Origin of the sequence: Burkholderia sp. BE12 (assembly GCF_002959955.1) — a bacterium.
In the GTDB taxonomy this organism is placed as follows: domain Bacteria; phylum Pseudomonadota; class Gammaproteobacteria; order Burkholderiales; family Burkholderiaceae; genus Burkholderia.
In genome coordinates this window covers 177,595-199,955 of the sequence record NZ_PREY01000005.1, presented here as the reverse complement: position 1 = coordinate 199,955, position 22,361 = coordinate 177,595, and the positions used below count along the sequence as shown (strand labels likewise).

General features: G+C 68.6%; 20 protein-coding genes and 1 pseudogene. 12 read left to right on the top strand and 9 right to left on the bottom strand.

What is annotated here, in order from left to right:
- Positions 1-14 precede the first annotated feature (14 nt).
- On the top strand, positions 15-905 hold the full coding sequence (mmsB, locus tag C4B30_RS07630) for a 3-hydroxyisobutyrate dehydrogenase (protein ID WP_105132256.1): 891 nt from the start codon (positions 15-17) through the stop codon (positions 903-905).
- Between the two features lie 116 nt (positions 906-1,021).
- Here the strand turns inward: mmsB and C4B30_RS07625 are convergent, their stop codons facing one another.
- Together C4B30_RS07625 and C4B30_RS35825 are read right to left on the bottom strand one after the other, a co-directional pair.
- A complete protein-coding gene (locus C4B30_RS07625) occupies positions 1,022-1,354 on the bottom strand; it encodes a hypothetical protein (protein ID WP_027782724.1) in 333 nt (110 codons plus the stop codon).
- 173 nt (positions 1,355-1,527) lie between these two features.
- Positions 1,528-1,937: pseudogene (locus tag C4B30_RS35825) on the bottom strand (c-type cytochrome); the annotation flags it as partial.
- A 263-nt stretch (positions 1,938-2,200) separates the two neighbouring features.
- On the opposite strand from C4B30_RS35825, the gene C4B30_RS07615 reads away from it, so the two are divergent.
- The gene (locus tag C4B30_RS07615) at positions 2,201-2,962 is read left to right on the top strand and encodes a DUF4397 domain-containing protein (RefSeq protein ID WP_027782722.1); all 762 of its coding nucleotides are present in this window, start codon (positions 2,201-2,203) and stop codon (positions 2,960-2,962) included.
- Between the two features lie 75 nt (positions 2,963-3,037).
- Here C4B30_RS07615 and C4B30_RS07610 read toward each other — a convergent pair whose 3' ends face one another.
- Positions 3,038-3,589, bottom strand: coding sequence for a DUF3005 domain-containing protein (locus C4B30_RS07610; RefSeq protein WP_089501553.1), 552 nt, complete (start codon positions 3,587-3,589; stop codon positions 3,038-3,040).
- 187 nt (positions 3,590-3,776) lie between these two features.
- On the opposite strand from C4B30_RS07610, the gene C4B30_RS07605 reads away from it, so the two are divergent.
- From C4B30_RS07605 to C4B30_RS07580, 5 genes are all read left to right on the top strand, one after another.
- Positions 3,777-4,025, top strand: a complete 249-nt coding sequence (locus C4B30_RS07605) for a hypothetical protein (protein ID WP_230469084.1) — start codon at positions 3,777-3,779, stop codon at positions 4,023-4,025.
- Positions 4,026-4,278: 253 nt separating this feature from the next.
- Entirely contained in the window at positions 4,279-5,829 is a 1,551-nt protein-coding gene (locus C4B30_RS07595; RefSeq protein ID WP_105132255.1) for an NCS1 family nucleobase:cation symporter-1, read from the top strand.
- Between the two features lie 21 nt (positions 5,830-5,850).
- On the top strand, positions 5,851-6,579 hold the full coding sequence (locus tag C4B30_RS07590) for an aspartate/glutamate racemase family protein (protein ID WP_105132254.1): 729 nt from the start codon (positions 5,851-5,853) through the stop codon (positions 6,577-6,579).
- 61 nt (positions 6,580-6,640) lie between these two features.
- A complete protein-coding gene (locus tag C4B30_RS07585; RefSeq protein WP_105132253.1) occupies positions 6,641-7,825 on the top strand; it encodes a LysR family transcriptional regulator in 1,185 nt (394 codons plus the stop codon).
- 164 nt (positions 7,826-7,989) lie between these two features.
- A complete protein-coding gene (locus C4B30_RS07580) occupies positions 7,990-8,421 on the top strand; it encodes a DUF1090 family protein (RefSeq protein ID WP_105132252.1) in 432 nt (143 codons plus the stop codon).
- A gap of 87 nt (positions 8,422-8,508) precedes the next feature.
- Here the strand turns inward: C4B30_RS07580 and C4B30_RS07575 are convergent, their stop codons facing one another.
- The gene (locus C4B30_RS07575) at positions 8,509-10,080 is read right to left on the bottom strand and encodes an MFS transporter (protein WP_105132251.1); all 1,572 of its coding nucleotides are present in this window, start codon (positions 10,078-10,080) and stop codon (positions 8,509-8,511) included.
- 100 nt (positions 10,081-10,180) lie between these two features.
- Between C4B30_RS07575 and C4B30_RS07570 the strand changes: the two genes are divergently transcribed.
- Together C4B30_RS07570 and C4B30_RS07565 are read left to right on the top strand one after the other, a co-directional pair.
- Positions 10,181-11,059 carry a LysR family transcriptional regulator gene (locus C4B30_RS07570; RefSeq protein ID WP_105132250.1) on the top strand — a complete coding sequence of 293 codons (879 nt, stop codon included), beginning with the start codon at positions 10,181-10,183 and terminating at the stop codon, positions 11,057-11,059.
- A 163-nt stretch (positions 11,060-11,222) separates the two neighbouring features.
- Positions 11,223-12,209 carry an ABC transporter substrate-binding protein gene (locus tag C4B30_RS07565; RefSeq protein ID WP_105132311.1) on the top strand — a complete coding sequence of 329 codons (987 nt, stop codon included), beginning with the start codon at positions 11,223-11,225 and terminating at the stop codon, positions 12,207-12,209.
- A gap of 28 nt (positions 12,210-12,237) precedes the next feature.
- Here the strand turns inward: C4B30_RS07565 and C4B30_RS07560 are convergent, their stop codons facing one another.
- Both C4B30_RS07560 and C4B30_RS07550 read right to left on the bottom strand, forming a co-directional pair.
- Positions 12,238-12,612, bottom strand: a complete 375-nt coding sequence (locus tag C4B30_RS07560) for a phage protein NinX family protein (RefSeq protein WP_105132249.1) — start codon at positions 12,610-12,612, stop codon at positions 12,238-12,240.
- Positions 12,613-12,976: 364 nt separating this feature from the next.
- Entirely contained in the window at positions 12,977-14,638 is a 1,662-nt protein-coding gene (locus tag C4B30_RS07550; protein WP_105132248.1) for an ABC transporter substrate-binding protein, read from the bottom strand.
- A gap of 371 nt (positions 14,639-15,009) precedes the next feature.
- Between C4B30_RS07550 and C4B30_RS07545 the strand changes: the two genes are divergently transcribed.
- On the top strand, positions 15,010-15,417 hold the full coding sequence (locus C4B30_RS07545; RefSeq protein ID WP_027782710.1) for a DUF427 domain-containing protein: 408 nt from the start codon (positions 15,010-15,012) through the stop codon (positions 15,415-15,417).
- Positions 15,418-15,625: 208 nt separating this feature from the next.
- Positions 15,626-16,618, top strand: coding sequence for a sulfonate ABC transporter substrate-binding protein (locus tag C4B30_RS07540; protein ID WP_089501545.1), 993 nt, complete (start codon positions 15,626-15,628; stop codon positions 16,616-16,618).
- A gap of 39 nt (positions 16,619-16,657) precedes the next feature.
- Here C4B30_RS07540 and C4B30_RS07535 read toward each other — a convergent pair whose 3' ends face one another.
- Complete coding sequence (locus C4B30_RS07535) at positions 16,658-17,242, bottom strand: putative glycolipid-binding domain-containing protein (RefSeq protein WP_105132247.1); 585 nt, start codon at positions 17,240-17,242, stop codon at positions 16,658-16,660.
- A 197-nt stretch (positions 17,243-17,439) separates the two neighbouring features.
- Here C4B30_RS07535 and C4B30_RS07530 point away from each other — a divergent pair, with 197 nt between their 5' ends.
- On the top strand, positions 17,440-18,339 hold the full coding sequence (locus tag C4B30_RS07530) for a LysR family transcriptional regulator (RefSeq protein ID WP_105132246.1): 900 nt from the start codon (positions 17,440-17,442) through the stop codon (positions 18,337-18,339).
- A 12-nt stretch (positions 18,340-18,351) separates the two neighbouring features.
- Here the strand turns inward: C4B30_RS07530 and potE are convergent, their stop codons facing one another.
- Positions 18,352-19,737 (bottom strand): putrescine-ornithine antiporter, encoded by a 1,386-nt coding sequence (gene potE / locus C4B30_RS07525; RefSeq protein WP_105132245.1) that lies wholly within the window; start codon positions 19,735-19,737, stop codon positions 18,352-18,354.
- 65 nt (positions 19,738-19,802) lie between these two features.
- Positions 19,803-22,103 (bottom strand): Orn/Lys/Arg decarboxylase N-terminal domain-containing protein, encoded by a 2,301-nt coding sequence (locus C4B30_RS07520; protein ID WP_105132244.1) that lies wholly within the window; start codon positions 22,101-22,103, stop codon positions 19,803-19,805.
- Between the last annotated feature and the right edge of the window lie 258 nt (positions 22,104-22,361).

The window sequence follows — 22,361 nt, the reverse complement described above, 5'->3', positions numbered from 1 at the left end:
TGGGGAGCCACGACATGGAAATTGCATTCATCGGACTCGGCAACATGGGCGGCCCCATGGCCGCCAACCTGCTCAAGGCCGGCCATGCGCTGACGGTATTCGACCTCGACGCGCACGCGGTCGACGCCGCGGTGCGCGCCGGCGCGACGGCGGCCGCCTCGCCGCGCGACGCCGCGGCGCGCGGTGCGGTCGTGATCACGATGCTGCCGGCCGCGCAGCACGTGCGCGCCGTCTACCTCGGCGGCGACGGCGTGCTGGCCGGCGCGCGCGCCGGCGCGACGCTGATCGACTGCAGCACGATCGATCCCGGCACCGTGCGCGCGGTGGCCGAAGCCGCCGCGCAGCGCGACTTCCCGCTCGCCGACGCGCCCGTGTCGGGCGGCACCGGCGGCGCGCAGGCCGGCACGCTGACCTTCATGGTCGGCGCGGACGGCGCGCTGTTCGAGCGCATCCGCCCGGTGCTGCTGGACATGGGCAAGAACGTCGTGCACTGCGGCGGCACCGGCACCGGGCAGATCGCGAAGATCTGCAACAACCTGCTGCTCGGGATCTCGATGATGGGCGTGGCGGAAGCGATGGCGCTGGGCGCCGCGCTCGGCATCGAGCCGGCCGTGCTGGCCGGCATCATCAACACGTCGACCGGCCGCTGCTGGAGCGCGGACACGTACAACCCGTATCCGGGCGTGAGCGACACGGCGCCGGCCGCGCGCGGCTATGCGGGCGGCTTCGCGGCGAACCTGATGCTGAAGGATCTCGGGCTCGCGACCGAAGCCGCGCGCAGCGCGCATCAGCCGGTCTGGATGGGCGCGCTCGCGCAGCAGCTGTATCAGTCGATGAGCCAGCAGGGGCTCGGCACGCTCGACTTCTCCGCATGCGTGAAGCTGTACGAGGCGCAGCCCGCCTGACCCGCCCGGCCGTCGCCGGACGTGCGCCGACCCGCGATGTGCCCTGAACGGCATCGCGGATCGGTTTGCATGCGGGGGAAGAAAAACGCGGGCGGCGTAATCATGCCGCCGCTCGGTCAACCGCGCGGGTTCGATGCCGTCTCGAAGGTCGGATGGCACTCGAACGCGAGTTCGGAACGTGCGTCGATGCGGCGGCCGGCGGTCAGCGATTCCTGCTTCACGCTCGCGCGCATCCCGCGCTGCGTGCAGTAGTTGGTGGCTTCGCTGACGGCCTTCTCGTGGGCGTCGGCCCACGTCGTCGACACGCCGACCGTGCGCGTCGTCACGGTGTATACGTTCGGGTTCGACGTCGCGGTCACGTCGGAAGCAGTCGAACACGCGGCGAGCAAGCATGCGGCAGCCGCAATGGTCAACCATCGCAGGGTTCGGAAAGAGACTGGAATGGACATGGAAGGCAAGCGCACGCCGTTCGACGTGCATTGAGCAACATAGGCGACAGTATGCCTGCTCGATCGCCGGAGATCATGCCCCTTTCAGTGAACACATTGTTTCGAATGGTTAAACGATGGCCGAATCAGGCAAGATTTACAGCCGTCGCCGGCCATCGTTTTCGTCCGGCAGGTCATTTCGCCCGTCGCGCCCGCCGGCCCGGGCGCTCACGCCGGCGCGACGGCCAATGCGCACCCGCCTGCCGGATTCTCGCGGACGCTTGCGCGACGTTTCGCCACGCCGGCTGCCGCGGCGCGTAGCGAGCGCGAATGTATGCGGCAGGCTCGGCCATCTGGCGATCGTCGAACGCATCGCCGAAGCCCGGCATGTAGCCGCGCCGGTCGGTGGCCGGCTGGTCAACCCGGTGGTGCAGCACGCGCAGCAAGTTGTCCGGCGTCGCCTGACTGACGCTCGTATCGAGTCCCATCAGCGGACCCACGCCGCGATGCCCGACGTCGCCCGATTCCGCATGACAGACCGCGCACGCCCCGTCGCACGCGCGCCGCTGTCGAGGCCGAGCGTCGCGATGGCTTCCGCTGCCTTTTTACAATCTCTCCGATTGCGCGGCCTGCCTCACGTTCTCCGCGTCGTCCCACGCACGCCGCCATCCCTGTGCATGCGCGCTTTTCGCCTCCGCGCCGCCGTCGCTCGCCGCTTTTTTCTCCGCACAGGCACGTCGATTGCGCCATCCCCGCGCCCGCCATCCGGTGGACAGCCATCTTCCTTCCAACCGGCGCTGCGCCCCGCGCGATTCCTTGCGCGGCGGTCCGGCATCGCAATGCAGGTTTCCTGAACGAGAGGACGACATGAAATCAATACGAACGATAGTGGCCCTGTGCTCGGTCATCTCCGTGCTCACAGCATGCGGCGGCGGCGACGACGCCGGGACCGAACTCGGCATCTCGAAGCCGCAGGCGCGCTTCATCAACGCGGTGCCGGCCGGCCCGAATCTCGACTACTACCTGAATGCGAAGATCGACCAGTCGGGCGTCGCATACAAGGGCGTGACGCGCTATCACGATGTCGATTCGGGCACGCAGAACGCGAGCTACGACGTGTCGGGCACGACCTCGACCATTGCGTCTCAATCGTTCAGCGCGGCGAACGGTCACCATTACACGACGATCGCGCTGCCGAGCACGACGTCGCTGATCTCCGTCATCGACGATCCGTACGCCAAGGGCCTGCTGTCGGACAAGGCGCGCGTGCGCAGCTTCAACGCATCGCCGAACGCGCAGAACGTGGACGTCTACGTCGTGCCGCCGGGCACCGACATCACCACGCAAAGCCCGACGATGGCGGGCGCGGCCTACCAGAATGCCGTGCCGGCGACGACGCAGGATTCGGTCTACCTGAACGGCGGCACCTACCAGGTGATCGTCACGACGGCCGGCAGCAAGTCGCCGATCCTGAAGACCGCGCCGGTCAGCATCGGCAACAACGCCGACTGGCTGCTCCTGACGATTCCATCCGGCGGGGTGGGCGACGTGACGCCGAACGATATTCACGTACTCGTCGCGCAGGGCAACAACGCCGATACGTCCGCGCAGGAACTGGGGCCGCAGTAAGGGCCGAAAACGGTTGCGGCGGCCGATGCAACATGCATCGGCCGCCGCGTGTCGAATACCGGTATCAATCCGGTATCAGTCGTCGGACCGTTCGAGGCAGATCACATGCTCCGCGCGCGTCCCGTCGCCGTGCTCGATGTCGACATCGCCGACATGGCGCACGCGCCAACCCGGCCGCGTCGCGATCTGCGGCATGTTGCCGGACGGCCGGCTCTCGATGCCGCCGAGCCCTTCGTCGGGCGTATCGACCGCTTCGTCGAGCGACGCGTTCGAATAGATCACGTTGTCCTGCAGCTCGGACGCGCCGGTGCGGGCCTCCATGCCCTTGCCGTCGACGTCGACCGTGTTGTCGGTCATCGCCATGTTCGCGTTGTCGAGCGTGACGATCCGGCCGGCCGCCCGGCGCACCGGATCGCCGCTGTCGACCGCATGCGCGCTTACGTCGATCGCCGGCAGGCCGGTCGGCATTTTCCCGGCGACCGCCTCCGGCGTCAGCGGACGCCGCGCCGTCTGCGCGGCCTGGGTCGCCGCGTCGGGCATGTCGCCGGCCGCCGGCGTCTTCACCGGGCTCTTCTCGATCTGTTCCCGCTGCTTTTCGGGGGTAGGGTTCGATTCCGCGTTCTGCATCGCACCTCCTTGGCCGGCCCGCGGACGCCGGCGTCGCGCCAGCGCCGCCGGGCCGGAAATCGCTACAACGGTCCTTGCAAATCTTTCATGCGCACGGCCACGCACGCGCGCCATCCGGCGCGCGTGCCACCGGCACGGCACCGCCGGCGGACCGCACGCTCGCGCGCCGTCCGCCCGACCGCCCACCGTGCGTCAGCCGCCGCTCGCGCCGGCCGGCGCGGAAGCAGCGCCCGGCATGCTTGCACCGGTATCGCCGCTGCTGCCGGCCGCCCCGCTGCTCGGCATGCCCGATGGCGCGGTCGAAGGCGCGGCCGACATGCCGCTCGCCGCGCTCGAGTCGGAACTGGCTGCGCCGTTGTCGCCCTTCTTCTGGCAACCCGCGCCTGCCGCCAGGCCCGCGATCAGGATGCCGGCGAAGACGGCTCGCGATACGTGACGAAATGAATATCGCTGCATGACACCTCCGCTGATGTCGATGTGGATGGAACCCGCTGATTCGCAATTTGCGTGCCGTCCCCGGCCGCCGCGGCCGCGTGCGTCGCATTCATTTTTCGAATGACGCCCAGCCGAATATTTAATTTCCCATCGTCAGGGCCGCCGCCCATACTCGGGAACAAATCCGAGACATAACGTCCACGGCGGCCGGGGCCGCGCTGCGTACACACGCGGCGCGGTTTCGCGCCCCGCACATGGAAGGAGACAACGGCGTGCAACTGGAAGCCATCCACCGCGCGGGCATCGGGCTCGGCGCGGACGACGCATCGCATCGAACCGACACGGCCGCGCGCGATCCCGCGCTGAGCCCGCGGCTGCACAACCCCGATCTCGCGCCGACCAAGGCCGAAGGCCGCACATGGGGCCGCTACAGCATCTTCGCGCTATGGACCAACGACGTGCACAACATCGCGAACTACTCGTTCGCGATCGGGCTGTTCGCGCTGGGCCTGTCGGGCTGGCAGATGCTCGCGTCGCTCGCGATCGGCGCGGTGCTCGTGTACTGCTTCATGAATCTCACCGGCTACATGGGCCAGAAGACCGGCGTGCCGTTCCCGGTGATCAGCCGGATGAGCTTCGGCATTTACGGCGCGCTGCTGCCCGCGATGATCCGCGCGGTGATCGCGATCGCATGGTTCGGCATCCAGACCTATCTCGCGTCGGTCGTGCTGCGCGTGCTGCTCACCGCGATCTGGCCGGCCCTCGCCGCCTTCGACCAGAATGCGATCTTCGGGCTGTCGACGCTCGGCTGGATCACGTTCGTCGCGATCTGGCTGGTGCAGATCGGCATCCTCACGTACGGAATGGAGACGGTCCGCAAGTACGAAGGGCTCGCCGGCCCGGTGATCCTCGTCACGACGCTGTCGCTCGCCGCGTGGATGCTCAGCCGCACCGGCGGCCATCTCGCGATGTCGATCGGCAAGCCGATGACCGGCCTGAAGATGTGGACGCAAATCCTCGCGGGCGGCTCGCTGTGGCTCGCGATCTACGGCACGCTGGTGCTCAACTTCTGCGACTTCTCCCGTTCGTCGCCGAGCGCGAAGACCGTGCGCGTCGGCAACTTCTGGGGCCTGCCGGTCAACATCCTCGTGTTCGCGACGATCAGCTTCGTGCTCGCGGGCGCGCAGTTCGAGCTGAACGGCCACATCATCCACAGCCCGACGGAAATCATCGCGACGGTGCCGAACAAGCTGTTCCTCGTGCTCGGCTGCCTGGCATTCCTGATCGTGACGGTGGCCGTGAACATCATGGCGAACTTCGTCGCGCCGGCCTTCGTGCTGACGAGCCTCGCGCCGCACCGTCTGTCGTTCCGCCGCGCGGGCCTGATCAGCGCGACGATCGCCGTGCTGATCCTGCCGTGGAACCTGTACAACAGCCCGATCGTGATCGTCTACTTCCTGTCCGGCCTCGGTGCGCTGCTCGGCCCGCTGTACGGGATCATCACGGTCGACTACTGGCTCGTGCGCAAGCAGCGCGTGAACGTGCCCGATCTCTATACCGAAGCGCCGTCCGGCGCCTACTTCTACACGCGCGGCGTGAACCGCAAGGCGCTCGCGGCGCTCGTGCCGTCCGCGCTGATCTCGATCACGCTCGCCGTCGTGCCGGCCTTCAGCGCGATGACGCCGTTCTCGTGGCTGCTCGGCGCCGCGATCGCGGGCAGCGTGTACTGGCTGCTGGCCGATCGCAAACGGCACTACGAAGCGCGCTCGGGCGAACACATCGCGGTCGCCTGCGCGCAACACTGACACACGCATACGGAGTCACCGATGAGGATCCTGGTAGTCAACGTCAACACGACCGAGTCGATCACCGACGCGATCGCCGCGCAGGCGCAGGCCGCCGCGTCGCCCGGCACGGAGATCGTCGGGCTGACGCCGCGCTTCGGCGCTGAGTCGATCGAAGGCAACTTCGAGAGCTACCTCGCGGCGATCGCCGTGATGGATCGCGTGTTGAGCTACGACGAACCGTACGATGCCGTGATCCAGGCCGGCTACGGCGAACACGGCCGCGAGGGGCTGCAGGAACTGCTGACGGTGCCCGTCGTCGACATCACCGAAGCGGCCGCGAGCATCGCGATGCTGCTCGGCCATCGCTACTCCGTCGTCACGACGCTCGACCGCACGGTGCCGCTGATCGAGGATCGCCTGAAGCTCGCCGGGCTCGACGCGCACTGCGCGTCGGTGCGCGCGAGCGGCCTCGCGGTGCTCGAACTCGAAGAGAATCCGGCCCGCGCGATCGAGTCGATCGTCGGCCAGGCGCAGCGCGCGGTGAAGGACGATCACGCGGAAGTGATCTGCCTCGGCTGCGGCGGGATGGCCGGCCTCGACCGGCAGATCGAGGAATGCACGGGTGTACCGGTGGTCGACGGCGTGTCGGCGGCGGTCGCGCTCGCCGAGTCGCTGGTGCGCCTGAAGCTGAAGACGTCGAAGGTCCGCACGTACGCGCCGCCGCGCCCGAAGCGGATCGTCGGCTGGCCTGGAACCTTCGCAAAATGATGGCCCGCCGGCCGGTTGCCGCGTGGCGCGCACGCCCCGTCTCACCGGGAAGCGTATCGGCATGCGCAACCCGCTAGACCCGCCGGCCCTGCCCCGCGACGCGTCCGACGCCGCGGGCGCGCTCGACGTGCTCGATGCACGGCTGATGCGCGTCCTGCTCATGCTGCTGACCGAGCGTACCGTGTCGCGTGCGGCCGTGCGCCTGAACATGTCGCAGCCGGCGACGAGCGCCGCGCTCAAACGCCTGCGCACGCTGCTCGGCGATCCGCTGCTCGTACGCAGCCGCTACGGGATGGTGCCGACCGAGTTCGGCGCGCGGTTGATCGAGCCGCTGCGTAACGCGCTGCGCGTGATCGACTTCATCCGCATCCAGCAGCCGACGTTCGACGCCCGCACCTCGGTGCGCACCTACCGGATCGGCTGCCCCGACTACCTGAACGTGCTGTTCGTGCCGAAGCTCGTCGCGCTGTTTCGCGAGCGGGCGCCGAACGCGCAATTGGTGTTTCATCCGCTCGGCGACGGCTTCGACGACGAGCGCGCGCTGGCCGACGGCGAACTCGACGTCGTGATCGACAACCGGCCCGCACGCCGGTCGCGCTTCCGGCAGGACGACCTGTTCGACGATCGCGTCGTGTGCCTGATGCGCGCGACCCATCCGCTCGCGCGGCGCGGCGCGATGACGGCGGCCGGGTTCGCGGCGGCGCCTCAGCTGTGCCCGACGCCGTCGTGGCTCGAAGCGTCCGGCGCGATCGACCGGCAGCTCGAACGCGTGGGCCTGCAGCGGCGCATCGTCGTCACGCTGCCGCACTTCGAGCTCGCCGCGCATGCGCTCGTGCGCAGCGACCTGATCCTCACCACCACGTACCGGCTCGCGCGGCACTACGCGAAGCTGCTGCCGCTCGCCGCGGTCGCGCTGCCGGCCGAGCCGCCGGACATCGTGTACCGGATGACGTGGAATGAATCGGGATCGTGCGCGGAAGGCGGTCGGTGGCTGCGCGCACTGATTGCCGAAGCGACGCGCGCGTGGCTCGACGCCGAGGCGATGCTGCCGGCGGTCGCAGCGTTCGCCGCGGTCGTCGCTTCCCGGGCCGATGCGGACACCCCGACGACCGTGCCGGCCGTGGCCGAGCCGCCCGAGCCTACCCGCCGCACGCGCCGCGGGCCGGCCGCGCATTGCCACGCATCACACACGGCGCGCGTCGCGCAGGCGGCACGCATCCATCGCATCGCGACGAAGTCGCACTGACCGGCGCCACACCTGGGCCGAAAGCGTGCGCTCGACCTCTGCATGTCAGACCGGTCCTATTTACCCGCGCCGCGTCGACTCGTCAGAATGGCGCCTTGAACACGTACCGACGGACGTCGCCTCGCGAACGCCCGTAGCCGCCGTATCGAATCGAGGAAATCCACATGAAGAACGCACTCATCGCGCTGGCCGTCCCGGTCGCGCTATTCGCGAGCACCGGCGCATTCGCCGGCACTCAGGACTGCGCGACCCGCATCCGCGCGCTACACACGCAGATCGACAACGCGAAGCGGTTCGGCAACACGCAACAGGCGATGCACCAGCAGGCCGCGCTCGAACGAATCAAGGCCAACTGCACGGACGCCGGCCAGCTCGCACGCGCCGAACGCAAGCTGACCGACAAGGCGCGTGACCTGCGCAACGCGGAAGACGAAGTACGCAACGCGGAGGCGCGCGTCCACGAAGCCGAGACACTCGGCGACGCAAAGAAGCTGAACAACGCGCAACGCAAGCTCGCCGACAAGCAGGCGAAACTGCGTAACGCCACGCGCGACCTGCACGACGCGCGGATCGATCGCGACGCGCTGAAAGGCTGACGGATCGAAACGACGTGCCGCGCGAGTACGGGCAGCACCGATAGCGACACGATCAACCCGAACGTCGACAGCAGAGCGTGCGCGACGTCACGCCCCTCCACGCACCTGTTGCGCAAGCAACTTGTATGCAACGACGGCCGCACCGAGCGCCAGCACGCCGCTCACCGTCAGCGCAGCGGCGAACCCGCTTGCGAACGCGACCGGCGCCGCCTGCGCGAGCGCACCGGCAGCCGACGGCGGCACGCGGCCGAGCGCCTGCGCGAGGTCGCCGGCCAGCAGGCTCGACATGAACGATGCATCGGCGAACGCGCGCAGGCCGGGGGTCGCGGACAACAGGCTCACGAGCCGGGCATGCGTACTCGCGGCCAGCACCGCGCCGAGCACGCCGACGGCCGTGACGATCGCCGAGAAGCGCGTCGTCGTGCTGATGCCCGACGCCATGCCCGTGCGATTCGGCGGCACGCACGCCATGATCGCCTTCTGCGTGTCGCCGTTCATGATGCCGGCGCCGCACCCCGTCACGAACATGCCGAGCGCGACGAGCCGATAGTCGCCGCTGGCGGTCAGCGCCGCGGTCGCGAGGTTGCCCGCGCCGATCAGCGCGAGTCCGCCCGCCAGCACGCCGCCGGACGACACGCGCGCGGCGAGCGCCGCGCCGAGCGACGGGCCGGCGATCATCGCGACCGCGAACGGCAGCATCCCGAGCCCCGCGTCGATCGCCGACATCCCGAACGCGTTTTGCAGGTACAGCGGCAGGAACGTCATCATCACCTGCGCGCACGCCGCGTAACCGAACATCGCGAGCACGGCGCCGACGAAGCGCGGCTGGCGGAACAGCGCGAGATCGATCATCGGCCGCGCCTGCCAGCGCTCCGCGCCGATGAATGCCGCCAGCAGCGCGGCCGCGAGCGCGAGCCGGCCAAGCGTCGCGGCCGACAGCCAGCCGTGCGACGGCGCGCCGATCAGCGCCGCGATCGCACTGGCGAGCGCTGCGCCGAACAGCAGGCTGCCGGCCGCGTCCACGCGTTTCGCATGCGGATCGTTCGATTCGTCGATCGCCATGCGTGCGCCGGCCGCCAGCAGCACGCAGACGGGCAGGTTCAGCAGGAACACCCAGCGCCACCCGATCCATTGCGTGATCGCGCCGCCGACGAGCGGCGCGATGGCCGTCGCGATCCCCATGCACATGCCCCAGATCGCCCACGCGCGCGCCCGTTCGCGTCCGTCCGGGAAACGGTTCGCGATTACCGCGAGCGCCGCGGTCAGCAGCAGCGCGGCGCCGCCGCCCTTCACCGCACGTGCGGCGATCAGCCAGCCGGCCGACGTCGCGATGCCGCAGCCGAGCGACGCGACAAAGAAGAGCGCGAGCCCCGCGAAGAGCATCCGCTTGCGCCCGAAGCGGTCGGCGAGCCCGCCGGCCGGCAGCAGGCACGCGGCGAACGCGGTCATGTACGCGCTCACGACCCATTCGATGTCGGCGAAGCTCGCGTGAAAGCCGCGCGCGATGCTCGGCAGCGACACGGCCACCACGTTCGTATCGAGCACGATGAGCGAGCAGGTTGCGGACGCGACGGCGAGCGTCGCGGCGGCAGGCAGGCGTGCCCCCGCGTGCGGGGCGACAGCCGCGCTCGCGCGCGACGCCGGTGAAGACTGGGACATCGGCCACTCCGGAACAGGATGAACGAGCCGTATGCTAGGCTTGCCCGGTATTGCCTGTCATTGATGTTTCAACGCTGTTTTATTGACGAAAATTGCAACCATGAGCCAGCTCGAATTCCGTCACGTACGCGCGTTCCTGAGCGTCGCGCAACACCTGCATTTCGCGCGCGCGGCCGAAGCGCTCGACATGGCGCCGCCCGCGCTCACGCGGCAGATTCAGGAGGCCGAGCGCGTGCTCGGCGTGCGGCTTTTTCACAGGTCGCGCCGCGCGGTCACGCTGAGCGCGGCCGGCGAGGCCTATCTCGCGCAAGCGCGCGCCGCGCTCGACCATCTGCAGCGCGGCCGCGAACTCGCCACGTTGGCAGAACGCGGCGAACTCGGCCGGATCGAGATCGGCTACGTGTCGTCGGCCGTCTATTCGGGCACGCTGCAGCGCACCGTCGGCGCGTTCCGCGCCTCGCATCCACGCATCGAGTTGAACCTGCGCGAAGTGCCGATGGACGACGTCGCGAACCAGCTCGACACGGGCCGGCTCGACCTCGCGTACGTGCGCCCGCCGCTGCCGTTACCGGGCGGGCTGCGGATCGTCACGCTACAGCGCGACGTGTTCGTCGCGGCCGTGCCGGCCGATTCGCGCTATGCGGCGATGGCGGCCGTGCGCGCGGCTGACCTCGCCGACGCGCGCTTCGCGGTGCCCGAACAGGAGCTCGGCACGCTCGAAGTCGCGCGCCGCGGCCGCTTCGCGCCGGTCGTCGCCGCGCGGCCGGGCGGCCTGCTCGCGGTCCTCGCGTGCGTATCGGTGAACGGCTGGGTCGCGGTGATTCCCGATGCGCTCGCCGGTTGCGTGTCGCTGCCGGGCGTCGTGTACCGGCCGATCGCCGGCAAGCCGATCAAGTCGGAACTCGCGCTCGCGCACCGGCGCTTCGAAAAGGCGCCAGCCGTGCGGGCCTTCCTGCGCACGATCGCGCCGGCCGCGTAAGGCGGCCGCGCAAGCGCCCGGGCGTCGGCGCGCCACCGGGCCGCACCGCCCGCCCCGCGCGAATATGCATTTCACGATTCGATGTTTGTCGGCCGGAAACCGATTCCGTAACCTGCCCGGCAGCCGCGCCGCCCGCGCGCGGATCACCGAGGACACGCCGCCGATGAATCACGCTTTCGCCACGACACGCCGCCGCGCGCTGCAGCGCCTTGCCGCCCTCGCCGCCGCGCCGCTCGCGGGCGGCCTCGCACTGCCCGCCCGCGCGGCCGGCGCCGACCTGTCGGGCGTCACGCTCGTGCTTGGCGACCAGGCCGGCGGCCTGCGGGCGCTGGCCGAAGCGGCGCGCGTGCTCGACGGCACGCCGTACCGGTTCCGCTGGGCCAACTTCCAGGGCGCCGCGCCGCTGTTCGAAGCGCAGCGCGCGGGCGCGATCGATCTCGCGCCGGCCGGCGACCTGCCCGTCCTGACGGCCGCGCTCGGCGATCCGTCGCTGCGGATCGTCGCGACGCGCGTCGGCTCGCCGACGTCGCTCGGCATCGTCGTGCAGCCCGACTCGCCGGTTCGCACGGTGGCCGATCTGAAAGGGCAAACCGTCATCGTGTCGTCGGCGCGCGGCAGCATCTCGCAATACCAGTTGTACGGCGCGCTGCGCGAACACGGGCTCGCGCCGCGCGACGTCGACGTGCGCTTCGTGCTGCCGGTCGACGCGTTCGCCGCGTTCGAGGCGAAGCGGATCGGCATCTGGGCCACGTTCGATCCGTACTACGGGCATGCGGTGCGACGCGGCGCGCGCATCGTCCGCGACGGCAGCGGCATCAATTCGGGGCTCGCGTTCCTCACGTCGCCGGTCGAAACCCTCGACGATCGCGGCAAGCGCGCGGCGCTCGCGGACGTGCTCGCGCGGCTCGCCCGTGCGGGCCAATGGGCGCTCGCGCACCCGGCCGACTACGCGAGCGTCTATGCATCGCTCACGCGCCTGCCGACCGACGCGGCCACCGATATCGCGCGCCGGGCCGCGCTCGCGCAGCGCAGCCTCAGCGGTGCCGACATCGACGTGCTGCAGCGCGTCGCCGATCGCGCGGCGGCGGACGCGATCCTGCCGCGCCGCGTCGACGTCGCGTCGATCGCCATCCGGAACGTGACGGCCTGAGTGGTACCACGCGGGGCGGCGCACGCGTTCAGCGCGGCCGCGCCATATCGAGATCCGGCACGTCGTCGCCGAACGTCGACGCGACGAGCGTGCGCATTGCGGCGATCAGCAACGTCGGCCCCGACTGATTGAACGTGCAGCGCTCGCCCGCGGCCGGCACGGCCCGGTGCAACACCGCGCGCCACGCGCCCCGCCCGCCGTCGCGCTCGAACGCGGCGAACGGCAGCCGCTCGACGATCGGGCCGCCGTCCGCCCACGACGACGATGGCGCGAACGGCGTCGGCGCGCCGCCCGGTTCGCGAATCGCTGTACATGCCGACGTGTCGATGCGCGGGTCGACGAGGTCTTGCGCCATCGCCACCCAGTAGTCGAGCGTCGCGCCTGTCAGATCCTGGACTTGCATGGCTGTCTCCGTATGTCCGTTCTCTTGAACGACATCCTGCCTGGCGCGTGCGCTACGGCGAGGACTGCGTCCCATGCGCGATGAGGTTTCGTCCCCGGTCGCACTGCGATAAGCATAATTCAACCCCGCCGCATCGCGTTCAGGGACAACCTTGCGGCAGCTCATCTCGCACCCCGTCGACCTCTTCGATCTCGACTGAGACCGCCAGCGCTATCGCACGACGGACACCGGCAACGTGCCGATCGACCTCGACGGCCGGCCGTCGGTCACGCGCGAAGGCACGCCGGTCGAAACGGCCGCGGCCGTCGCGCTCGACTGACGCGGCGAACGCCGGCGCGCAAGGGCGCGCCGGTTTTTTTCTCCGTCAATCGAGCCACACACCGTCGAACCGGTGTCCGCCGAGCGGCGAGAACGTCAGCCCGTGTACGCGTTTGGAAATCGGCAGCGACACGATCGACGTCGCGATCGGCGTGAACGGCACCTGATCCTTGAACACCACCTGCGCCTGCTCGTACAGCGCCGTGCGCTTCGCGACATCCGCATTCGATCGCGCCGCCGTCACCAGTTGCTCGAAGTCCTTGTTGCACCACTTCGCGAGATTGCTGCCGTGCACCGCGTCGCAGCCGAGCAGCGTGCCGAGCCAGTTGTCGGGGTCGCCGTTGTCGCCCGACCAGCCGTACAGGATCGCGTCGTGCTGCCCGTCGTGCTTCGCGCGGCGGTTGTATTCGCCCCATTCGTAGCTGACGATCTTCGCGCGCACGCCGATCTTCGCCCAGTCCTGTTGAATCAGTTGCGCCATCAGCTGTGCATTCGGGTTGTACGGGCGCTGCACGGGCATCGCCCACAGCGTCAGGTCGAAGCCGTTCGGAAAGCCGGCCTGCGCGAGCAGCGCTTTCGCGGCGGCCGGATCGCGCGGCGCGTCCTTCAGGCGCGGGTTGTACGACCATTGCGCGGGTGGCATCGGGTTCGTCGCGATCGTCGCGTCGCCGTTGAACACGGTCTTGACGATCGCCGTCTTGTCGATCGCGATGTCGAGCGCGCGCCGCACGTCGACGCGATCGAGCGGCGGATGCTGCGTGTTGTACGCGACGAAACCGACGTTGAAGCCCGTCCCCGAAAACAGCGTCAGCTTCGGGTCGCGCCGCACCGTCTCGAGATCGGCCGGCCGCGGAAACACCGACACCTGGCACTCGCCGGCCACGAGCTTCTGCAACCGCGCGGCCGGATCGGGCGTGATCGCGAACACGAGGCGCGCGAGCTTCACGTCGTCCGGTTTCCAGTAGTCGGGATTCGCGTCGTAGCGGATCAGCGCGTCCTTCTGGTACGTGCGCAGCAGGAACGGCCCCGTGCCGACCGGAAACTGGTTGATGTCCGACTCGCGATGGCGTGCGGCGAGCTGCGACGCATATTCGGCCGACAGCACCGACGCGAACGCCATCGCGAGATTGCGCACGAATACGACGTCGGGCGACTTCAGCGCGAAGCGCACCGTATAGTCGTCGACCTTCTCGATGCGCTCGATGTTGCGGTCGAAGCCGAGATCGCTGAAATACGGGAAGCTGACCGGATAGGCCTTGCGAAACGGATCGTCCGCGTCGAGCATCCGGCGGAACGTGAACACGACGTCGTCGGCCTGGAATGGCCGGGTCGGCTTGAACCACGCGGTCGTCTGGAATTTCACGCCGCGCCGCAGGTGGAACGTGATCGTGCGCTGGTCGGGCGACACGTCCCAGCTCGTCGCCAGCGAAGGTACGAGATCGAGCGTGCCGCGCTTGAACTGCACGAGCCCGTTGTAGATCGTGTACGTGCTCGCGTCGAAATCGGTGCTCGTCGTGTGCTGGCCGGGATCGAAGCCGGCCGGGCTGCCTTCGGAGCAGTACACGAGCGTCTTGCCCGCGGGCGCCGCGAGCGCGTGCGTCGCGGCGCCGGCCAGCAATAGCGACGCGACGATCCAGCGCAGCGCGGCGCCGGCATGCGATACGCCGCGCGTACGGCGCGCGGCTGACGAAACGAAAGGATTCTTCATGGTGACGGAGGGAAGAAAGGGTGCCATGCGAATGACGACCGTCGATCTTCGCGCGCATCCCGCCGATCGCTTACCAATTAATTCCGCGTTGCTTATCGTCACGGATGCATCCCGCTGCCCCTGCATGAGAATGTCCATGCGAGCGCCGCGGACATGCTCGCGAACACCGCCGCGACGCGCCCGGCGCTGCGTCATGACGCAGCGCCATTCGCTCACGGCGGCGGGCGTCCTTCCGGCCCTCTGCAGGTTCCGCGAAATTGGCGCATCGTATCGGTTGGCCAACGCCGGCACCGGTGCGCGGGAATCCGCCGGCGCACGCGTGCCGGCACGGCGCGCCCGCGGGTGCGCCGCCCGTTCCTGGAGGACCCACGATGTCGATCAACCCCGATACGCCCTCTCGTCCCGTGAAGTCGCCGGGCCCCGATCATCCGATCCTGATCGAGCCGCACTCGTCGCGCGTGGTCGTGAAGGTCGCCGGTAAGGTCGTCGCCGATACGCGCCATGCACTGGTGCTGCGCGAGGCCAGTTATCCGGCGGTGCTGTACATTCCGCGCGAGGATGCCGACATGTCGCTGCTCGAACGCACCGACCACGCGACCTACTGCCCGTACAAGGGCGATTGCGCGTACTACTCGATTCCGGCCGGCGGCGAACGCGCGACCAATGCGGTGTGGACGTACGAGCATCCGAATCCGGCGGTCGAATCGATTCGCGGACACCTCGCGTTCTATCCGGACCGCGTCGATTCGATCGAGGAAAGCCTGCTCGTCACCGAGTGAGCGCGGCGGCGCCCTGCCGCGTCATCGTTCACGTATCGTCCGGCCGCTGATTTGCATATGCGGATTCATTGGTTGGCCGCCGTCCCGCATGGCCGTATCGTCTTGAGTCCGGCGCGGGCCGGCCGCGCGCATCGCCCGGCACCGGCCGCGTCCCGTGCCGGTCGCGCCATGCCCGCGCGACCCGTGAACCCGCCAGCAGGACGCCTCGATGAACGACACACCGCACGCAGACCTTGAAACGACCCCGGCGAACCCGCGCCGCCGCCGGTGGCTGCACGGCGCGGCCGCCGGGCTGGCCGGGCTCGCGCTCGGGCCGCTCGCGGCCGTGCCCGCGCGCGCCGACGCCAGCGGCACGCGGTTGCGCATCGGTTTCCAGAAATACGGCAACTTCGTCGTGCTCAAGGCGCGCGGCACGCTCGAGAAGCGTCTCGCGGGCCAGGGCGTCACCGTGCAATGGCTCGAATTCCCGGCCGGCCCGCAATTGCTCGAAGGGCTGAATGCCGGCGCGATCGACGTCGGCACGGTCGGCGAAACCCCGCCGATCTTCGCGCAGGCCGCCGGCGTCGATTTCGTCTACATCGGCAACGAGCCGCCCGCGCCGCAGGGCGAGGCGATCGTCGTGCTGCCCGATTCGCCGATCCGCACCGTCGCGCAACTGCGCGGCAAGAAGGTCGCGTTCAACAAGGGCTCGAACGTCCACTATCTGCTGGTGAAGGCGCTCGAGCATGCGGGCCTCACGTATGCCGACATCCAGCCGATCTACCTGACGCCGGCCGACGCGCGCGCCGCGTTCGTGCAGCGCAGCGTCGATGCGTGGGTGATCTGGGATCCGTATCTGGCCGCCGCCGAACGTCAGCTCGGCGCGCGCGTGATCGCGAACGGCGATGGGCTCGTGCGCAACACGCAGTACTACCTCGCGGCGCGCAAGTACGCGGCCGCGCACCCGCAGGTGCTGCGCGCGCTGCTCGACGAAGTCGACGCGGTCGATCGCTGGGCGCGCGATCACGTGCCCGAGGTGGCCGCGCAACTGTCGCCGCTCGTCGGCCTCGACGCGCCGACGCTCGAAGTCGCGCTCAAGCGCGCCGGCTACGGCGTGCAGCCGATCACCGATGCGACGGTCGCGTATCAGCAGAACATCGCCGACGCGTTCAGCACGCTGAAGCTGATTCCGGGCAAGCTGTCGGTGGCCAGCGCGCGCTGATGTCCGCCGGCGCAGGCACGCGATTCGCGATGGGACGCGTCACGACGCAGGCGCCGCGCCGATGCGCCGCCATTCGTCATAGTCGGTGACGAGGCCCGCGTCGTCGATCGCGATATCGGCCGCATAGGTACCGCTCTCGTATCGATACACGTGCGGCGCCGTGCGCGTATAGCGCTGCTCGCCGCGCACGATGTCGAAATCCGGAAACCGCAGCCACGCGGTGAGAATCGCGGCCGACTCGCCGACGGCGAGCGCCAGCCGCCGGATCGGCAGCGTATTGGTCGACGGACTGAAGCCGAGATCGATGTCGGTTGCGCCCGCAAGCATCGGCACATCGACGCCGTCGATCGTCCACCGCCCTGCGTCACAGGCGATGTCCCATTGCCGGGGCGCCGCCGTACCGGTCCACCGCGTCACGCGCGCCGAGCGCGTGAGCCAATCGGTCCCGCATGCGATCGCGTACTCGATGCGAAACGGCGTGCCGTCGATCGCACCCGCCACCACCCCCGACAGCGCGATGCCCGTTTTCGACTCGTCGAGCCGGCACCATTCGGCCGCCTGCCACGTCTGCACGATCTGCCATGCAACGCAGTGCGTCCGTCCGGCTTCATTCCGTTGCGTCATGTCGGGTCTCCTGTCGGTCGCGCGGAAGGAAGCCGATTTTCGCTCACGGCGCGGATGAACGCACGCGGCTTCGGCGGTGTCGGTCGCGTTCCGGCCGATAGTCAGTATCGGCCCGGCGCACACCGTCGTCCGTGCGCTGCTTTGGTACCATCCGTCGATCGGCAAAAATCGAACCGGAAGATAAAAGGCGCGCTTTCATGGATTTGTTGGCGACGATGCGTATCTACGTCAGGGTCGTGGAGCGCGGCACGATGTCCGGCGCGGCGCGGGATCTCGACATGGGCCAACCGGCCGTCAGCGAGCGCATCGAGAAACTCGAAAAGCATCTCGGCACGCGGCTGCTGATGCGCAGTGCGCGGACCCTCGCGTGCACGGAGGAAGGCCGCATCTTCTACGAACGCAGCAAGGCGATGCTCGAAGCGGCCGAACTGGCCGTTGCATCGGTCTCGAAGACGGAGAATGCGCTCGACGGCACGATCCGGCTCGCGGCGCCGCAATGTTTCGGCGAGGTCGTGATGCCGGCCGTGCTGATGCGGATCCGCACCGCGTATCCGAAACTGCACATCGACCTGGTGCTGAACGACGATATCGTCGATCCGGTCACCGAGGGCGTCGACATTTCGATCCGGGTCGGCCAGCTCGGCAATGGCGGATTCGTCGCATATGCGCTCGGCGCGGTCGGCCGCGTGCTCGTCGCCGCGCCTTCGTATCTCGACCGGCACGGCCCGCTCGATACGAAGGCCGATCTCGCGAACCATCCGTTCATTCGCGTGAAAGGCGTGTTCGCGAACGAACAGGTGCCGCTGCAGCGTGACGGCAACGCAGTCGAATACGCGCGCATCCGGACGGTTATGACCACCAGCCACTGGCGCCCGATGTTCGACACGATCGCGGCGGGCGGCGGCATCGGCGTGGTCCAGCACCCGGCTTGCGCCGATGCGCTCGCGCACGGCCGGCTCGTCCGCCTCCTGCCGCAATACGACGTCCCCGACTTCGCGCTCAACGTGCTGGTGCATGCGCAGCGGCCGCTGCCGCCGCGCGTGCGCGCCGTCGTCGATCTGCTGAAAACGGCGCTCCCGCCGCTACTGACGAAGTAAGACCGGTAGCCGTCACGCCTGCAACGACTTCCCCGGCTCCTTCACGTGCGCGTCGACTTCCATCTGGTAGAAGCGCGCGCTGACGAAGCCGAACAGCGTCCAGCCGAGGAACACGCACAGGCCGCCGAGCATCAACGCCTGCTCGCCCGAACTGAACAGTGCGTAAAAGCTGTATGCGGTCGCGACCATCGCGATCACGTTCGTCACGAGCGCCTTGCCCGGCGGCACCTTCGCGACCTTCTGAATCGTGATCAGCGCGGCCATCGACATCACGTAAGGCACGAGGTTCGTGACGACCGCGAGATCGACGATCTTCTGGAACTGGCTGCTCAGCTCCGGGCTGATCGTCATCAGCGCCAGCGCGACCTGCGCGACCAGCAGGATCACCATGCCGACGATCGGCGTGCCCGTGCGCGTCGCGCGTGCGAACACCGGCAGGAAGTAGCCGACGTCCGCCGAGCTCTTGAACACCTGCGCCACCGTGAACTGCCAGCCGAGCAGCGAGCCGATGCACGCGATCACCATCAGCGCGGTGACGATCGCGCCGACGGTCGGCGTGAACATCGTCGCGAACGCGATGCCGAACGGCGCATTCGATTTCGCGAGGATCGCGTTCGGCACGATCCCGGCGATCACGTTGGTCGACACGATGTAGAAGATCGCCGACGCGATCGTGCCGCCGAGCACGGCGATCGGCACGTTGCGCTCCGGATTCTCCACGGCGTCCGAGTTCGCGCACGCCGATTCGAGCCCGAGAAACGCCCACAACGTCACCGCGATCGAGCCGCCGACGGCCGGGCCGAACGGCATGTGGTGCGGATTCCACGCCGCGCCCCAGGTCGCGCCGCTGAACCAGAACCAGCCGATCAGCGACACGACGACGACCGGAATGATCACGCCCCACACCGTCACCGCGCCGATCCGGCCGGTGATGCGCGAGCCGCCGAAGTTCGCGACCGTCGTCAGCACGAGCAGGAAGATCGTCCACAGGCCCGTCTGCAGCGGCGACAGCGTCGCGTCGAACAGCACGGTGCCGTAACCGACCGCCGTAACACCGATCGCGACGTTGGCGATCACGAGCGACAGCCCGTACGTGTAGTTCGCCATGTAGTTGCCGGCCTTGCCGAACGCGTACTCCGCGTAGCCGCCCATCCCGCCCGGCTTGCGGCTCAGCATCCCGCAGCGCGCGAACGCATAGGCCAGCGCGAGCGAGCCGCCGGCCGTGACGATCCACGACAGCAGCGAGATCGTGCCGACCTGCGCGAGCTTCGACGGCAGCAGGATGATGCCGGAGCCCATCATGTTGACCGCCGTGAGAATGGTGAGCTGCCAGACGTTCATCCGGTTCTTCGGCGCGGCCGCCGTGACCGCATCGGATATGCGCGCTGCGTTTTCCATGGTGTCGATCCTTCGATGTGAGGCCGCCGCGCGGCCGGTCGCTCGTTCGTTCGTCCGGCGGGGCTTCAGGCTGTCAGGCAGTACACGCGGTACGTGCCGTCCTCGACCTCCACGCCGTGCGTGTCGTGCGCGAACCCCGGGAAACGCCGGTCATATGCTTCGAGCGCCTTCAAATAGCCGAGCACCGGGCCGCCGGCCGGCCCCGCGTTCTCGCCCGGCATCAACAGCGGAATGCCCGGGGGATACGGCACGACGCCGGTGGCGACCGTGCGACCGGCCAGCTCGTCGAGCGTCACTTGCTCGATGCGGCCCTGCACGAGATGCTCGTACGCGCGCACCGGGCTCATCTCAGGCTTCGGCAGGATCGAGAACGCCTCCGACATCAGGCGCGTCGTGCCGAGCTGCTCCATCGCCGCGAACATCGTGTCGGCCAGATCCTTCAGCCCCATGCCCGCATAGCGCGAGCCATGCTCCTTCGCGAGCGACGGAATCGCCATGTCGAGCGGCAGGTTCGCGTCGTAGTCGCGCTTGAAATCGCACAGCGCGCTGACGAGTGAGCCCCACTTGCCCTTCGTGATGCCGATCGAGAACAGGAACAGGATCGTGAAATCGGTCGTCTTCTCGACGACGATGCCGCGCGCATCGAGATACGCGGTCACGACACTCGCCGGGATACCGACCGGCATCAGTCCACCGGCCGCCGCCACACCGGGCGTGACGATCGACACCTTGATCGGGTCGAGCATGCAGTAGCCGTCCTCGATATTGCCGAAGCCGTGCCATTGCGCGCCGGGGCGCAGCACCCAGCATGCCGGGTCGCTCGCAAGCAGTTCGGGCGGCGCGTCATGGAACGGCAGCGTGCGGCCCGTGCGCGCCTCGAGCACGGTATCGGGCTGCCAGCATTCGAAGAACCAGTCGCCCTTCGCGCCGAATTCGCCGTTCATCCGCGCGATCATCTGCCGGAACGCGACGGCCTCCTCGATCGACTCGTGCGTCAGCGCGGCGCCGCCGGGGCCGTCCATCATCGCGGCCGCGACATCGTTCGACGCGATGATGGCGTAGTTCGGCGACGTCGACGCGTGCATCATGAACGTCTCGTTGAACTGGCCATGCGGAATCGGGCTGCGGCCGTCGCGCACGTGGATGTACGACGCCTGCGACAGCGCGGTCAGCAGCTTGTGCGTCGACTGCGTCGCGAATACCGTGGGCCGATCCTTGTGGTGGTCGCGCGGGTCGCCGTGCATCGCATGGCGGTCGCGGTAGATCGGATTGAAACGCGCGTAGCCGTACCATGCTTCGTCGAAGTGCAGCCGATCGACGCTCGCGCCGAGCAGTTCCTCGACACGCGTCACGTTGTAGCAGAGGCCGTCGTACGTCGAGTTCGTGACGATCGCATGCTTCGGCTGGCGGTCCGCCAGCCCCGCCGCGAGTGGATTCGATGCGATCGCTTCGCGGATCGCCGCCTGCGTGAGGCGCTCCGACGCGATCGGCCCGATGATCCCGTAGCGGTTGCGCGTCGGCACGAGGTAAGTCGGAATCGCGCCCGACATCGTCATCGCGTGCTCGGCCGACTTGTGGCAGTTGCGGTCGCACAGCGCGATCTGGTCGCGGCTCACGCTCGCCATCAGGATGATGCGGTTCGACGTCGACGAGCCGTTCGTCACGTGATACGTGCGATGCGCGCCGAACACGCGCGCCGCGTAGCGCTCGCTTTCGCCGATCGGGCCGGAGTGGTCCAGCAGCGAGCCGAGTTCGCCCACCGAGATCGACAGGTCCGAGCGGAACAGCGATTCGCCGAAGTATTCGAAGAACGCCCGGCCGACCGGCGATTTCAGGAAGCCGGTGCCGCCCGTGTGGCCGGGCGTATGCCACGAGTATTCGTAGACGCGCGAGAACTTCGCGAGCGCGCCGAACATCGGCGGCAGGACGGTCGAGCGATAGCGTTCGATCGCCGCATGGATGCGCCCGCCGATGAAATCGGCCGTATCCTCGAGCAGCCACACGAAATCGTCGACCTTGCCCATCACCGCCGCCGGTACCGACGACGCGACGCTGCGGTCGGCCAGCAGGAAGATCGGCACGCTGCCGTTGCGATGCCGGATTGCATCGACCACCGCCTCGGACGGCCCGTGGCCGTCCACGCCGAGATCCCAGTCGAGCAGCACGCACTGGATCGACGGATCGGAGCGAACCAGCACGATGGCATCATCGGCGGATGTCGCCGTCAGCACGTCGACACCGCGTTGCGCGAGCTCCGCGCTCAGCGTGCGAACCGCACGCCCGGTCGCGGTTTCCTGCGCGATTTCGTCGTCGACCAGTAGCGCACGCATGCCGAGACGACGAATGCCGCCGACAGAAGTATTCATGGTGTTGCCCTCGCTGTTGCGTTGCTTCGATTGGTATTGTTCGTCTCACGAGCACGCGGACAGCAGGTCACGGGCAGCGGCATGAGACGCTCGCAATTCCGGCTTGATTCGCCATCCAATTCGGAGCCGACTATGCCATAGATGCCTTTCTCTGAAAAGCTGACGATCCGGTAAAACCATCGGCACCTTTCAAATCAGTTTTCATCATTGGATCATTTTTATGTGCACCGCAGCACACCAATTGCCGATTATTTGATC